Genomic DNA, 14,635 nt, shown 5'->3' with positions numbered 1-14,635 from the left:
GTCCAGATGCAACATTTGGTGAGAATTGCAAGGCGGCCGGGGCCGCAACGCCGCTTGGGGCCACGCCTCCCTTATAATGGAGGTTTTCGCCAAAAATTCACGCCCCATCATGGAATTAGCCAAGTCTTTCGAGCCTGCCGACATTGAACAGTTCTGGCGCAGCGAGTGGGAAAAGCGCGGTTACTACGCCGCGTCCATGGACCTCTCCAAGCCCTCCTTCAGCATCCAGCTGCCGCCGCCGAACGTGACGGGCACGCTGCACATGGGCCACGCCTTCAACCAGACCATCATGGACGGCCTGACGCGCTACCACCGCATGCTGGGCCACAACACGGCCTGGATTCCGGGGACCGACCATGCGGGCATTGCGACCCAGATCGTGGTGGAGCGCCAGCTCGACGCGCAGAAGATCTCGCGCCATGACCTGGGCCGCGAAAAATTCCTGGAAAAAGTGTGGGAGTGGAAGGAGAAGTCCGGCTCCACCATCACGGGCCAGATGCGCCGCCTGGGCACGTCGCCCGACTGGGCGCGCGAGTACTTCACCATGGACGAGCCGCGCTCGAAGGTGGTGATGGACGTCTTCGTGCGCCTCTATGAACAGGGCCTGATCTACCGCGGAAAGCGGCTGGTGAACTGGGACCCCGTGCTGGGCACCGCAGTCTCCGACCTGGAAGTGGTGTCGGAGGAAGAAGACGGCTCCATGTGGTACATCAAGTACCCGCTGGCCGACGGCAGCGGCTCGCTCACCGTGGCCACCACCCGTCCCGAAACCATGCTGGGCGACGTGGCCGTGGCAGTGGACCCGACCGACGAGCGCTACACCGCGCTGGTGGGCAAGATGCTCAAGCTGCCCCTGTGCGACCGCGAGATCCCCGTCATTGCCGACTCCTACGTGGACAAGGCCTTCGGCACCGGCTGCGTGAAGATCACCCCGGCGCACGACTTCAACGACTACGCCTTGGGCCAGCGCCACAAGCTGCCCATGCCGTCCATCCTCACGCTCGACGCGAAGATCACGGACGATGCCCCCGCCGCCTACCGCGGCATGGACCGCTTCGCCGCGCGCAAGCAGATCGTGGCGGACCTGGAAGCACAAGGGCTGCTGGAACAGGTCAAGCCGCACAAGCTGATGGTGCCGCGCGGCGACCGCACGGGCGTCGTGATCGAGCCGATGCTGACGGACCAGTGGTTCGTCGCCATGAGCAAGCCCGCGCCGGAAGGCACCTTCAACCCGGGCAAGTCGATTGCCGAAGTGGCGCTGGAAAAAGTGTCGAGCGGCGAGATCAAGTTCGTGCCGGAGAACTGGACCACCACTTACAACCAGTGGCTGAACAACATCCAGGACTGGTGCATCTCGCGCCAGCTGTGGTGGGGCCACCAGATCCCCGCGTGGTACGACGCGCAGGGCAATATCTTCGTGGCGAAGAACGAAGCCGAGGCGCAGGCCAAGGCGCAGGCCGCAGGCAGCACCGGTCCGCTCACGCGCGACAGCGACGTGCTGGATACCTGGTTCTCCTCCGCCCTGGTGCCCTTCTCCACCCTCGGCTGGCCGGAAGAAACCCCCGACCTGAAAGCCTTCCTGCCAAGCTCCGTGCTGGTGACGGGCTTCGACATCATCTTCTTCTGGGTGGCGCGCATGGTCATGATGACCGCCCACTTCACCGGCAAGGTGCCGTTCGAGACCGTGTACGTGCACGGCCTGGTGCGCGACTCGCAGGGCCAGAAGATGTCAAAGTCCAAGGGCAATACCCTGGATCCGATCGACCTGATCGACGGCATCGGCGTGGACGCGCTGGCGGCAAAACGTACTACGGGCCTGATGAATCCGAAGCAGGCCGAGAAGATCGAGAAGGCCACGCGCAAGGAATTCCCGGAAGGCATCCCGGCCTACGGCACCGACGCAGTGCGTTTCACCATGGCCAGCTACGCTTCCCTCGGCCGCAACATCAACTTCGACCTGGGCCGCGCCGAAGGCTACCGCAACTTCTGCAACAAGCTGTGGAACGCCACCCGCTTCGTGCTGATGAACACCGAAGGCAAGGACTGCAGCGCCAGCGACGCCGACCTGTCCATGGCCGACAAGTGGATCATCTCCCTGCTGCAAAGGGCCGAGCAGGACGTGGCAAAAGGCTTCGCCGATTACCGCTTCGACAACATCGCCAGCACCATCTACAAGTTCGTGTGGGACGAGTACTGCGACTGGTATCTGGAACTGGCCAAGGTGCAGGTGCAAAGCGGCACCGAGGGCCAGCAGCGCGCCACCCGCCATACCCTGCTGCGCGTACTGGAAGTGGTGCTGCGCATGGCGCACCCGGTGATTCCTTTCGTGACCGAGGAGCTGTGGCAGACCGTTGCTCCGCTGGCGGGCAAGGGCGACAGCGCTGGCAACTCCATCATGACCCAGCCCTATCCGCTGCCGAACGAAGCCCTGATCGACGAATCCGCGGAAGCCTGGATCGCCGAGCTGAAAGGCCTGACGGACGCCACCCGCAACCTGCGCGGCGAAATGAAGCTGGCGCCTTCCCTGCGCGTGCCGCTGATCGTGGAAGCCACGGGCGCGGACAAGGAGCGCATGGCCGCCTTCGCGCCCTACATCCAGCTGCTGGGCAAGCTCTCCGAAGTGCAGATCGTGGACGCGCTGCCGGAATCCCCGGCCGCCGTTTCCGTGGTCGGCACCACGAAGCTGATGCTGAAGGTGGAGATCGATGTGAAGGCCGAGCGCGAGCGCCTGTCGAAGGAAATCGCGCGCATCGAAGGCGAGATCGCCAAGGCCAGCGGCAAGCTGTCCAGCGAGAGCTTCGTGGCCCGCGCCCCCGCGGCCGTGGTGGAACAGGAGAAGGAACGCCTGGCCAACTTCACCGCCACCATCGACAAACTGCGCGAGCAATTCGCCAAGCTGCCCGCCGCCTGATCCAGCTCATGCCCATGGAAAGCCGCTGCCCCTGCAGCGGCTTTTCTTTTGGCTGCTCCACCTGTCCGATGCCAGCCGCAGATTCCCCGCCGGCCCGCAGGCGCGCTATCGCCGCTTTTCGCGCCGACCGGTATACGTCGGCAAGCAGCCACTCATCGCGTCCGGGAAGACGCAGCCAGATGGCTTTCCAGGCATTGCGATTGCCACAGCCTTGCAGATTCGCAAAGCGGGACGGAGATATCGCCTGTTCGCCGTACTTGATTTCTATCCCTTCCACCGCCGCGAAATACGGCTGCCCGCCGAAAGATGCCCGCAGCCTGGTTCCTTCCGGAAGAAACAGCTCCTTCCATTGGTATCCCAGTTCGCTTGGCGCCGCCGATTGCACCGACGCGCCCGGGGCGGCCATCATATATGCGCGGATCGCATCGCAGATGATTGGCTCCAGCCGGAAATCCGACCAGAAGTAGCCAGTGAAATTGCCAAGCTCTTCCAGCAGCTCGGCGGGCACACGAAGCGGCATAGTGACACCAGAAGACATGGTGGGGTCCTCCTGAAAAGCGGTTTTCTCTAAAAGCTGCTAAGTCTTTCTACAACGTTCTACCTCGCGCTATAGTTTTCTAAAATTTTCGTGTCGACTGGCGCGTAATGATTAGAGGTGGCTTGGGTGTTTTTAGTTCCCGGAGGGGGCAAACAAGAGCGAATTAGTTAGAAATCGCAGGTTTTAGTAAAAGCCGAAAAATCGGACACCCACCCCAGGCTTCTTTGGACGACCGCCTCTAAAGTGTTTTGCTACACTCGTTTCACAAAAACCATACCGGAGGCAAAACCTTATGCGTTACCTGATTCATGCAGCGCTGCTCATGGCCAGCGCCGCGGCCTGGGCGGCCGACGATTCGCCCGTTGGCCTGTGGAAGAACATCGACGACAAGACCGGCAAGCCGAAAGCCATGATCCGCATCAGCGAGGCGGACGGCGTCTACCAGGGCAGGATCGAAAAGCTGCTGCGGCCCGCTGACCAGGACCAGAACCCCAAATGCGAAGCCTGCGAAGGCGCGGACAAGGGCCAGCCCATGGTGGGCCTCACCATCATCAAGGGTGTGCGCAAGGACGGCGACGAATACGCCAACGGCACCATCATGGACCCGGAAAGCGGCAAGACCTACCGCACCAAAATGAAACTGGCGGACGGCGGCAAGAAGCTGGAAGTGCGCGCCTACATCGGCACGCCTTTCCTGGGCCGCTCTCAAACCTGGCTGCGCCAGGAATAAGACTCGCAATGCAATGGGCTGGAGTGGCTCTGAACACCCTGCCCATCCGAGGCATTTGTGTAATGACCCAGCGGTTCCTGCTCAACTTAAGCCGCTAATCTAAACGCCTCAGCGGGTGTTTTCATGCCCAGCGCCTGATGCGGGCGCCGGTTGTTGTAGAAGCCAATCCAGTCGGCGATGACCCGGCTGGCGTTCTGCAAACTTTCGAAGCGGTGCCGATGTACGCACTGCTCCTTCAGCGTCCTGATGACGCGCTCCACCATGCCATTCTGCTCGGGGCAGTGAGGCGTGATGAATTCCTGGCGCAGGCCATAGCTGCGCACCAATCTGGTGTAGCTGCGGCTGGTGAAAACCAAGCCGTTGTCCGACCTTAACAAGAATGGCGCTGTAACTTTGCCCAGGGTGCCATAGCGGGCAATAAGGGCCTGTTCCAAGGCCGCCTCCGCCGTTTTAGCCTTGCCGGAGCGGGAAAGATGCCAGCCCAGTAGTTCACGGGTATGGCAATCGATCACCAAAGCCAGCACTGACCACCCATCGCGCCCAGCCCAGACGCGGCACATGTCGGTCGCCCAGCGCTGGTCCGGAGCCGTCGCCACCGAAGGCAAGGCCTGCACACGCGGACGAAAGCCGATCGGCCGCTTCTTCACTTGCCAGCCACGTAGTTGGAAGATGCGTTGCACGGTGTTCTTGTTGAAGCCCAGCAGGGCCGCCACGGTGCGATAGCCGAACGATGGCTCCTCGTTGATCATGGCCTTGATTGGTTCGGCAAAGCGCGGCTGCACCTTCGGCGCCGCCTTGACGGACTTGTAGTACACCGTCCGGCGCGGCATGTCGAACCACTGGCACAGCTTATTGATCGAAACTTTGAATCCGTCTTCTGCTAGTCCCTGGCGGATCGTTTCGATCACTTCTCTTCCTCGCCCAGCAGGGACGCCAGCTTTTTTCTGGCACGCAGTTCCAGCATCGCCTCACCGTAGGCTTCCTGAAGCTCTTTGATCTGGCGTTCGTACTGCTCGCGGACGTCGAGCGGTTTTGCCCGCAAGGCGTTCTCCATGCCCCGCTTGGCTTCATCCACCCACTCTTCGATCTCCGAAGGCGGCATATCAAAGGCCCGGCTGGCCTCTGCCACGGTGGTCTTACCTTGAATGATTTCAGTGACCAGCGCCGCTTTGCGCTTCGCCGTCCAACGTTTTACTTCCTCTTCCATGACCATGCTCACGTGATGTCCTTTCTGTATTATCACCTGAGCAGGAATTCACTGGGTCATTACATTTGATCAATGACACGACTTATTGGGCTAAGAGCGTGCAAGATAGGATGACATATACCTCTTCCGAATCAAGGAGGCAGCCATGTCTCGAATCGGTACCATTGTTTTGCTACTCGGTCTGTTTGCGACCTGTGGACAAGCGCGCTCACAATCATGCCCTTATACGAAGAGCTGGAATGCCGAGTGTTCAGCTTGCTCTAATGGAGCTCGTAAGCAAACCAGTTGTTCACAGCCGGTATATTCGGATGGAACCCGGTGCGGTTCGGTGACCTGCACTCCTTGCACCTGCAAGTCCGATGGAAGTGATGGCGGCAGTTGGCCAGTTCCGCAGCAGGCTCCGAAGACTCCCTCCGTATGGGACCGTATCGACGCAGCGCCCGAACTGACGAAGGACTGGGAGCGAAATGGACCTAACACTGCGTGCAGAACACTAAACAACAGTGAGATGGAATGCAAAGTGGTGCTGCGTGAGGTTCAAACGCTCGTTTTTGATATTCAATCAAGGGCGTACGGACAGCCTGAGAAACGCCCAGCGATAGAAACTCGCGCCGAAATTCGAGGCGCACGCTGGAATGACGGGCAAGCGCATAGGTTCAGCTCGGCCGAATGCCTTGACTCTGATGGACGGCTCACTGAATGGAATGACGGACCAATCACTCAACATATGTCTTGCCGCATAGTGCTTGGCACCGGAGAATACACTTTGACCGTCCGGCAGAGCAACAGGTGGGCAAAAGCCCAGGGTGTTCAGCTGAAACAAAGCGTCCACACCTTCAATTAGTCGGTTCGGCCAATAAAAAAAGGACCGCATTCGCGGTCCTTTTTCTTCATGCTGTGCCTTCTCGGCTTGGCGGAAAAAACGGGCTCCCCCCGAGGAGGGAGCCCCAAATTACAACACTTCCTGCCACTTGGCGCTTGCGGAATAGCCCCCCTGCCATTCGCAGTACAGCCCTTCGCGCTCGGCGGCGACCTTGTTCGCCTTGTCCTTGAGCGTCCAGTGGAACTGCTTGCAGGGGAAACTTCCAATTGCTTGCTCGCCGCTCAGCACAATCGTGCCGCTGAACTTCGAGCCTTTCCACTTGATGCTCTCGCCCGGCTTCAGGGCAACCAGCATTTCAGTGAATTTATCCGAGGAGACGCCGCTCTTGCCAATCGCGTGCTGAGCCCATGCGTCGTAAGCCTTGCCGCCCTCGCAGTCGCTGCACGACACTGCGCTGGCGTTGACGAATTCCTGTTTCTTCTTTTTCGCGGCTTCGAACTTGTAGTCCGCGAACTTGGCGACATCGCAGCCCGAGTTTTCAGGCCACAGAATCTCGGGGAAGGACTCCGGGCGCTCGCCAAGCGGCGCCAGGGGCTTGCCGTAGACCTTCTCGCAGCCCGGCTTGAGCGCAGGCTTCGCGGCGGCCTGCGCGGGCATCAGCGCTGCGGCCGCGGCGGCCAGCGGCGACTGTTCTTCCGCTGCGGGCTGGGCGTCGGCAGGCTTCTCGGCGGCCTTGTCGCCCGACAGCGCCTTGGTCACGGCGCCGGTGGCGGCGTTGGCGACCGCGTTCGCGGTGGCGTTGCCGACGGCGTTCTTCAGCATGTCCATGAATTGCGCATTGGCGGCGGGGGCCGCAGCCACTGCACACGTCAAAGCGAAAATCCGGAGAGCTTTCATGTTCCTGCCTGTGTTATTCGATTGCGTGCATTATGCCGAGCGATTTCTCGCAGGGATTCAGTGAAGTTTCCTCAAATTTGTAATGAATTGTCGAGATGGCATATGTCCCGCCCGGGCCGTTCCGCGCGGCTTGATACAATCTCGACAATGCACATCCTGCTCCGCCTCCTCCTGGCCTGCGCCGCCAGCCTGTCCAGCCTCGCCGCTGCGGCGCCCCTGCGCGTGGTGACCAGCGATATTCCGCCGCTGGCCATTGCCAACTCGCCGGCGCGGCCCGGCGCCCTGGTGGACCTGGTGAGGGAGATGGCGCGGCGGGCCGAGGTGGAGATACAGGTGGAATATGTGCCGTGGAAGCGCGCGCTCTTCCTGGTGTCCACGGTGCCGAATACGGCCATCTTCCCCATCACGCGCACGCCCGAGAGGGAAAAGGTCTACCGCTGGCTGGTGCCCCTGCACTACGAGCGCTTCGTTTTCATCGCCGAGGAGGGCAAGACGGATGTGCGCAACATCGCCGCCCTGAAGAACAAGCGCATCGCCATCCTGCGCGGCTCGGTGCAGATGGAGAACCTGAAGCGCCAGGGCTTCACGAAACTGCTGGAGACCACCACGGTGCAGGGCGGCGTGCGGCTGGTGCGCACCGGCATTGCCGACGCGGTGTTCGGCGACCAGGACATCATCAGCGGTACCGCCCACGTGTTCTTCCCCGACATGCGCTACGCCATCAGCGACCCGCTAGTGACCACCGAGACCTGGCTGGGCGGCTCGACGGACGTGAGCGACGCCGTGGCAAGCCGCCTGCAGGCGGCGATGAAGGGAATCGTCAAGGATGGCACCTATGCGCGGGTGCTGCGCAGCTACGGCCTGAAGCCGCCGCAGTGATCAGCGCTTGACCACTTCGATTTCGAAGAGGCGCGGCCAGAGCTTGCCGGTGACGAAGAGGCGGCGCTGCGCCGCATCCCAGGCGATCCCGTTCAGCACATTGTCCGAACCCTGCTTGATGCCCGCCTGCTCCGCCAAACCTGTAAGGTCGATCCAGCCCCGTACCTGGCCGCTGAAGGGATCGATGCGCGCAATGCGGCTGGTCTGCCAGATGTTCGCGTAGATTTCCCCGTCCACCCATTCCAGCTCGTTGATCTGCGTGAGCGGCGAACCGTCCGCGCTCACGCGGATGCGGCGCTGCACCTGCATGGTGTTCGGGTCGAGCACGCGGATATAGGCCGTGCCGTCGCTCATGTAGACGCGCTCGCCGTCCGTGGTGAGGGCCCAGCCCTCGCCCTGGTAGGAGAAGCTGCCGCGCGGCTTGAGCGTGTCGATGTCGAACACGAAGCCCGTCTGGCTGGTCCAGGTCAGGCTGATCAGGGCATTGCCGACAGGCGCGATGCCTTCGCCGAAATACTGCTCCGGAATGTCGATGCGCTGCAGCACCTTGCCCGTTTCCAGCGCCACCTTGCGGATCGAGGATCGGCCGTTCAGGCCCGTGCTCTCGTACAGGATGCCGTTGCGGTAGAAGAGCCCCTGGGTGAAGGCCGTGGGATCGTGCGGAAAGCTGCGCTTGACCTTGTAGCCGTACACGGGTGCGGCGGCCTGCGCCACGCCGGCGCACAACAGCAGCGCGGCGGCGGCGAGCTTCAGTCCCATAGTTCCCCGTTCGGATTGGTGCGCGGCGGCGTCGCGCCGAAGTGCTGGTAGGCGGCGGGCGTGGCGACGCGGCCGCGCGGCGTGCGCTGCAGGTAGCCCTGCTGGATCAGGTAGGGCTCCAGCACGTCCTCGATGGTGTCCGCCGCCTCGCCGATGGCGGCGGCGAGATTGCCGATGCCGACCGGGCCGCCGCCGAACTTGTAGAGCACCGCTTCGAGCAGCTTGCGGTCCATCACGTCGAAGCCCACGCTGTCCACATCGAGCATGCGCAGGGCCGCATCGGCGACCGCCTTGGTGATGTCGCCATTGCCCTTCACTTCCGCGTAGTCGCGCACGCGGCGCAGCAGGCGGTTGGCGATGCGCGGCGTGCCGCGCGCGCGGCGCGCGATCTCCACGGCGCCGCTGTCGTCGATGTTCGCCTTCAGCAGCGCGGCGCTGCGGGTGACGATCTTCGCCAGTTCTTCCGTGGTGTAGAACTCCAGGCGCGCCACGATGCCGAAGCGGTCGCGCAGCGGATTGGTGAGCATGCCCGCGCGCGTCGTCGCGCCCACCAGGGTGAAGGGCTGGAGATCGAGCTTGACCGAGCGGGCCGCCGGGCCTTCGCCGATCATGATGTCGATCTGGTAGTCCTCCAGCGCCGGATACAGGATCTCCTCCACCACCGGCGAGAGGCGGTGGATCTCGTCGATGAAGAGCACATCGTTCGCTTCGAGATTGGTGAGGATGGCCGCCAGGTCGCCCGGGCGCTCCAGCACGGGGCCGGAAGTCTGGCGCAGGTTCACGCCCATTTCGCGGGCGATGATGTTGGCCAGCGTGGTCTTGCCCAGGCCCGGGGGGCCGAACAGCAAGGTGTGGTCCAGTGCTTCGCTGCGCTTGCGCGCGGCGGAGATGAAGATCTCCAGCTGGTCGCGGATCTTCGCCTGCCCGACGTATTCATCGAGATGCTTGGGCCGCAGCGCGCGCTCGATGGCCTCCTCGTTCGGCGAGGACGGCGCCGCATCGATGATGCGCTGTTCGGTGAAATTGTCGGTCTGGATGCTCATGCCAGCATTGTACGCAGTCTGCGGCTTACTTGGCGGCTGGCTTGATGATTTTCGGGTGCACACGGTTGACCATCATCAGCCCCGCGGAGCCGAAATGGGTGTGGTATTCCGCCACCATTTCGCCCTTGATGATGACGGGATCGGTTTCCACCAGCGGCCTGGCCTGCTCGATGGTCTCCACGGCAAAAATGAAGATGCCGCGCGCGCCGTCCACGCCGTCCAGCGGGCCCGCATAAACCAGCTTGCCTTCGTCGGCCAGGCGCTGGATATTGGCCATGTGGCCCGCGAACATCTCGTTGCGCTCCGCCCCGGCCGGAATCTTGTTGGGGCCCGTGCGCAGGATGACGAAAACGTAGCGGCGCATGCCCTGGTCCGAGCCGCCCAGGGACTTCGCCAGTTCCGCGTCGTACACGGGCGCCGTCTGGGCCTGGGCCATGAAGGATGTGGCGGCCAGCAGCAAGGTTGCGCAGAGCTTCTTCATGGTTCCCCCGGGATGGTTTTCAAAAATACTAGCATGCTCAGCCCTTGGACAGCGCCTTCAGGGCCTGCTTGATGCCGTCCGACACGCTGGCGCCCGCGGGCACGGTCTTCAGCGCCAGCAGGGCCTCCTTGTCCGAGTAGCCCAGCGCCAGCAGCGCGTTCAGGATATCGGTCTGCGAATCGGCCACGGGGTGCGGGCCGGCGCCGATATCGGCGCCCAGCTTGCCCTTCAGCTCCAGCAGCAGGCGTTCGGCCGTCTTCTTGCCGATGCCCGGCACCTTCACCAGGCGCCCCGCCTCCTGCCGCGTGACGGCCTGCGCCAGGTCGCCGATGGACATGCCGGACAGGATGGACAGCGCCGTGCGCGCGCCGATGCCGCTGATCTTGATGAGCTGGCGGAACACGGCCCGCTCCTCCGCGTTGCCGAAGCCGAACAGCAGGTGGGCGTCCTCGCGCACGGTGAGGTGGGTATAGAGCACCACGCGCTCGCCCGTGCCGGGCAGGTTGTAGAAAGTGCTCATGGGGACGTCGACTTCATAGCCGACGCCTTGGACATCCACCAGCAATTGCGGCGGGTTCTTTTCGAGCAGCACCCCGGAGAGTCGTCCGATCATGGAATTAACCTGAGAAAAAGAGACAGTTTAGCCGACCAGGCGGCCGCGCCGCATGCGCAGCCCGGCGAGCTTCGGCGCAATATTGCTGATGACGGACAGCGTGCTGTTGCTGTGGGCGTGGCAGATGGCGACGCCCAGCGCATCGGCGGCATCGGTGCCGGGCAGGCCGGGCAGCGCCAGCAGGCGCGCCACCATGTCCTGCACCTGCGGCTTGGCGGCGCGGCCGGTGCCCACGACGGCCTGCTTCACCTGCGTGGGCGAGTATTCCGCCACCGCCAGGTCATGCGTGACCAGCGCGCAGATCGCGGCGCCGCGGGCCTGGCCCAGCAGCAGTGTGGATTGGGGATTGACGTTGACGAAGACCTTTTCGATCGCCGCGCAGTCGGGCTGGTAGGTGGCGGCCAGCTCGCTCACGCCGGAGAGGATCACCTTCAGCCTGGCGGGCAGGTCGCCGTCGCCGCTCTTGATGGTGCCGGAGGCGATGTAGCGCAGCTTGCTGCCCTGCTTGTGAATGACGCCGAAGCCTGTGGTGCGCAGGCCGGGGTCGATGCCGAGGATGATCATTGCCTGATTGTATGCAGTCTCGGCTGCGCGGGCAAGGCGGACTGTGTTCAGTGGCGGATTTCCCACCGGGGACGGACCCCGGTTTCGGCTGCGCCGAAAGCGGGGTCCGTCCCCTGCCGTTCTTAGTGGCGGAAGTGGCGGGTGCCGGTGTAGAGCATGACGACGCCGCGCTCGTCGGCCGCGTCGATCACTTCCTGGTCGCGCATGGAGCCGCCCGGCTGGATCACGCAGCTCGCGCCCGCGTCCACCACCACGTCCAGGCCGTCGCGGAAGGGGAAGAAGGCGTCCGACGCCACCACGGAACCGGCCAGGGTCAGGCCCGCGTTCTGCGCCTTGATGGAGGCGATGCGCGCGGAGTCGATGCGGCTCATCTGGCCCGCGCCCACGCCCAGGGTCATGTTGTTCGCGCAGAAGACGATGGCGTTCGACTTCACGTACTTGGCCACGCGCCAGGCGAACATCAGGTCCGCCATCTGCTGCGGCGTCGGCTGCTTCTTGGTGACGACCTTCAGGTCGGCCATCAGCACGTTCCTGGAATCGGCCGACTGCACCAGCAGGCCGCCGCCCACGCGCTTGAAGTCCATGCCGTTCACGCCATCGCCCAGCGGAATCTCCAGCAGGCGCACGTTCTGCTTGGCCGACATGATCTGCTTCGCCTCGTCCGTGAAGGACGGCGCGATCAGCACTTCCACGAAGAGCTTGGCCAGCTCGGTGGCCGCCGCCGCATCCACTTCCACGTTGAAGGCGATGATGCCGCCGAAGGCCGACGTCGGGTCGGTCTGCAGCGCGCGCTGGTAGGCCTCCACGGCCGACACGCCCAGCGCCACGCCGCAAGGATTGGCATGCTTGACGATGACGCAGGCTGCGGCCTGGTCGAAGCCGCCCATGCTCTTCACGCATTCCCAGGCCGCATCCGCGTCCGCGATATTGTTGTACGAAAGCTCCTTGCCCTGCAGCTGGCGGTAGTTCGCCAGCGCGCCCGCCACCGGCGACAGGTCGCGGTAGAAGGCGGCCGTCTGGTGCGGGTTCTCGCCGTAGCGCATGTCCTGCACCTTCTCGAAGTGGGTGTTCAGGGTCTGCGGATAGGCGCTGCGCGTGGCGTGCGCGCGGTCCGGGCCCAGGCTGCTCAGGTAGTTGGCGATGGCGCCGTCGTACTGCGCCGTGTGGGCGTAGACCTTCTTGGCCAGCATGAAGCGCGTTTCGTAGCTCACATAGCCCGGCGCATTGTCCGTGGTCTTCATCTCGGCCAGCACGCGGCCGTAGTCGGACGGATCGCAGATCACCACCACGTCCTTGTGGTTCTTGGCCGAGGAGCGCAGCATGGCCGGGCCGCCGATGTCGATGTTCTCGATGGCGTCTTCCAGCGAGCACTCGGCTTTCGCCACGGTCGCCTGGAAGGGGTAGAGGTTCACCACCACCATGTCGATGGTCGGGATATTGTGCTCATCCAGCTTCGCCATGTGCTCCGGGAAGTCGCGGCGCGCCAGGATGCCGCCGTGGACCTTCGGGTGCAGCGTCTTCACGCGGCCGTCCAGCATTTCCGGGAAGCCGGTGTAGTCGGCCACCTCGGTCACGGGCACGCCGTTATCGGCGAGCAGCTTGGCCGTGCCGCCGGTGGACAGGATGTTGACGCCCATCGCCGACAGGGCGCGCGCAAAATCGAGCACGCCGGTCTTGTCGGAAACGGAGATGAGAGCTTGTTTGATCATGGCTGATTGGAGGTAGTGAAAATTCTGGTTGTACAGAACCGCCGGCCGCAGCGGCCGGTCACAGCCACTCGATAGCCGGACGGTCGAAGGGCCTTACAGCAGGCCGTGTTCCTGTAATTTTTTTCGCAGCGTGTTGCGGTTGATACCGAGCATTTGGGCGGCGTGCGACTGGTTGCCGTCGGCGCGCGTCATCACCACTTCGAGGATAGGCTTCTCGACCGTCAGCACCACCATGTCGTAGATATTCGAAGCCGGTTGCTCGCCCAGGTCGTTGAAGTAGTCTTCAAGGCTTTTCTGGACGACTTCCTGGATACTTTCTTTGCTCATTTTTTTATCATTCTGCTAAATTACATGCCCCACCAGCCACCGCTTAAGCGGCCAGCATTTCCTCGGGGAGGCGGTATTGTAACCGTTCCCCGTACTTCCATTGCGATTCGAAGAAGCCGTCCACCGCGCGCAGCTGCTCGTCCGTCGATTCCAGGCGGTTCATGGCCTGGCGGAATTCCTCGCCGCCCGGCAGGTCGCGCACATACCAGCCAATGTGCTTGCGCGCCGTGCGCACGCCCACGAACTCGCCGTAGAAGGCGTAGTGGGCGCGCAGGTGTTCGTCCATGAGCTGGCGCACTTCGGCCACCAGTGGCGGCGGCAAGTGATTGCCTGTACGCAAGTAGTAATCGATTTCGCGGAAGATCCAGGGGCGGCCCTGGGCGGCGCGGCCGATCATCACCGCGTCGGCGCCCGTGCGCTCCAGCACGTAGCGCGCCTTCTCCGGCGTGGTGATGTCGCCGTTGGCGACCACGGGAATCTTCACCTCGGCCTTCACGGCCGCAATCGTTTCATATTCGGCGTCGCCGCTGTAGCCGTCGGCGCGGGTGCGGCCGTGCAGGGTCAGCATCTGGATCCCTGCCTGCTCGGCAATGCGCGCTATGCGCAGCGCATTCTTGTTCTCGCGGTTCCAGCCGGTGCGGAATTTCAGGGTCACGGGCACGTCCACCGCGCCCACCACGGCGTGCAGGATGCGCTCGACCAGGTCCTCGTGCTGCAGCAGGGCCGAGCCGCACCAGTTGTTGCACACCTTCTTGACGGGGCAGCCCATATTGATGTCGATGATCTGCGCGCCCTTGTCCACGTTGAATTTGGCGCAGTCGGCCAGGTCCTGGGGGTCGGCGCCTGCGATCTGCACCGCCTTCGGCTCCATTTCGCCTTCATGGTCCGTACGGCGCGAACTTTTCTCGCTGGCCCACAGCTTCGGGTTGGAGGCCGCCATTTCCGACACCGCATAGCCCGCGCCCAGCTCCTTGCACAGTTGCCGGAAGGGACGGTCCGTCACGCCCGCCATGGGGGCGACGAAGACGTTGTTGCGGAGTGTATGAGGGCCGATTTGCACGGAGCGGTTTCCAAAGTCGAGCACAGGGTCTGCAATTCTAACCGAAGGACTGCTCAAATAATAAGCACTATTTTGTCTGAAAAAAGTCCTTGTG

General features: G+C 63.1%; 15 protein-coding genes. 3 read left to right on the top strand and 12 right to left on the bottom strand.

What is annotated here, in order from left to right; translation table 11 throughout:
- Window positions 1-109: 109 nt before the first annotated feature.
- The gene (locus tag LSQ66_RS01010) at window positions 110-2,911 is read left to right on the top strand and encodes a valine--tRNA ligase (RefSeq protein WP_231767964.1); all 2,802 of its coding nucleotides are present in this window, start codon (window positions 110-112) and stop codon (window positions 2,909-2,911) included.
- On the opposite strand, the gene LSQ66_RS01005 is transcribed toward LSQ66_RS01010, so the two are convergent.
- Complete coding sequence (locus LSQ66_RS01005; protein WP_231767963.1) at window positions 2,856-3,449, bottom strand: hypothetical protein; 594 nt, start codon at window positions 3,447-3,449, stop codon at window positions 2,856-2,858. The two genes, LSQ66_RS01010 and LSQ66_RS01005, sit on opposite strands and share 56 nt — an antisense overlap.
- 292 nt (window positions 3,450-3,741) lie before the next feature.
- Between LSQ66_RS01005 and LSQ66_RS01000 the strand changes: the two genes are divergently transcribed.
- The gene (locus LSQ66_RS01000) at window positions 3,742-4,179 is read left to right on the top strand and encodes a DUF2147 domain-containing protein (RefSeq protein ID WP_231767962.1); all 438 of its coding nucleotides are present in this window, start codon (window positions 3,742-3,744) and stop codon (window positions 4,177-4,179) included.
- 86 nt (window positions 4,180-4,265) lie between these two features.
- Here LSQ66_RS01000 and LSQ66_RS00995 read toward each other — a convergent pair whose 3' ends face one another.
- The 3 genes from LSQ66_RS00995 to LSQ66_RS00985 all read right to left on the bottom strand — a co-directional run bounded on the left by LSQ66_RS00995 (window position 4,266) and on the right by LSQ66_RS00985 (window position 7,037).
- Window positions 4,266-5,087, bottom strand: a complete 822-nt coding sequence (locus LSQ66_RS00995) for an IS3 family transposase (RefSeq protein WP_231766975.1) — start codon at window positions 5,085-5,087, stop codon at window positions 4,266-4,268.
- On the bottom strand, window positions 5,084-5,416 hold the full coding sequence (locus LSQ66_RS00990) for a transposase (RefSeq protein WP_267871889.1): 333 nt from the start codon (window positions 5,414-5,416) through the stop codon (window positions 5,084-5,086). Before LSQ66_RS00990 ends, LSQ66_RS00995 begins: the two co-directional genes overlap by 4 nt.
- 922 nt (window positions 5,417-6,338) lie before the next feature.
- A complete protein-coding gene (locus tag LSQ66_RS00985) occupies window positions 6,339-7,037 on the bottom strand; it encodes a hypothetical protein (RefSeq protein WP_231767961.1) in 699 nt (232 codons plus the stop codon).
- Between the two features lie 216 nt (window positions 7,038-7,253).
- On the opposite strand from LSQ66_RS00985, the gene LSQ66_RS00980 reads away from it, so the two are divergent.
- Window positions 7,254-7,985 (top strand): substrate-binding periplasmic protein, encoded by a 732-nt coding sequence (locus LSQ66_RS00980; RefSeq protein WP_231767960.1) that lies wholly within the window; start codon window positions 7,254-7,256, stop codon window positions 7,983-7,985.
- Here LSQ66_RS00980 and LSQ66_RS00975 read toward each other — a convergent pair whose 3' ends face one another.
- The 8 genes from LSQ66_RS00975 to dusB all read right to left on the bottom strand — a co-directional run bounded on the left by LSQ66_RS00975 (window position 7,986) and on the right by dusB (window position 14,541).
- Window positions 7,986-8,744 (bottom strand): glutaminyl-peptide cyclotransferase, encoded by a 759-nt coding sequence (locus LSQ66_RS00975; protein ID WP_231767959.1) that lies wholly within the window; start codon window positions 8,742-8,744, stop codon window positions 7,986-7,988.
- On the bottom strand, window positions 8,735-9,787 hold the full coding sequence (gene ruvB, locus LSQ66_RS00970; protein ID WP_231767958.1) for a Holliday junction branch migration DNA helicase RuvB: 1,053 nt from the start codon (window positions 9,785-9,787) through the stop codon (window positions 8,735-8,737). Before ruvB ends, LSQ66_RS00975 begins: the two co-directional genes overlap by 10 nt.
- A gap of 25 nt (window positions 9,788-9,812) precedes the next feature.
- Entirely contained in the window at window positions 9,813-10,268 is a 456-nt protein-coding gene (locus tag LSQ66_RS00965) for a YciI family protein (RefSeq protein WP_231767957.1), read from the bottom strand.
- 37 nt (window positions 10,269-10,305) lie between these two features.
- Entirely contained in the window at window positions 10,306-10,881 is a 576-nt protein-coding gene (gene ruvA, locus LSQ66_RS00960) for a Holliday junction branch migration protein RuvA (RefSeq protein WP_231767956.1), read from the bottom strand.
- A 27-nt stretch (window positions 10,882-10,908) separates the two neighbouring features.
- Complete coding sequence (gene ruvC / locus LSQ66_RS00955) at window positions 10,909-11,445, bottom strand: crossover junction endodeoxyribonuclease RuvC (protein ID WP_231767955.1); 537 nt, start codon at window positions 11,443-11,445, stop codon at window positions 10,909-10,911.
- A 122-nt stretch (window positions 11,446-11,567) separates the two neighbouring features.
- Complete coding sequence (gene purH, locus LSQ66_RS00950) at window positions 11,568-13,154, bottom strand: bifunctional phosphoribosylaminoimidazolecarboxamide formyltransferase/IMP cyclohydrolase (protein ID WP_231767954.1); 1,587 nt, start codon at window positions 13,152-13,154, stop codon at window positions 11,568-11,570.
- Window positions 13,155-13,247: 93 nt separating this feature from the next.
- Complete coding sequence (locus LSQ66_RS00945) at window positions 13,248-13,481, bottom strand: helix-turn-helix domain-containing protein (RefSeq protein ID WP_231767953.1); 234 nt, start codon at window positions 13,479-13,481, stop codon at window positions 13,248-13,250.
- A gap of 43 nt (window positions 13,482-13,524) precedes the next feature.
- Window positions 13,525-14,541: a tRNA dihydrouridine synthase DusB gene (dusB, locus tag LSQ66_RS00940; RefSeq protein ID WP_231767952.1), complete on the bottom strand. Its 1,017-nt coding sequence runs from the start codon at window positions 14,539-14,541 to the stop codon at window positions 13,525-13,527.
- Window positions 14,542-14,635: the final 94 nt, after the last annotated feature.

Origin of the sequence: Massilia endophytica, assembly GCF_021165955.1 — a bacterium.
Lineage (GTDB): Bacteria > Pseudomonadota > Gammaproteobacteria > Burkholderiales > Burkholderiaceae_D > Rugamonas > Rugamonas endophytica.
This window is presented reverse-complemented; position numbering and strand designations above follow the sequence as displayed.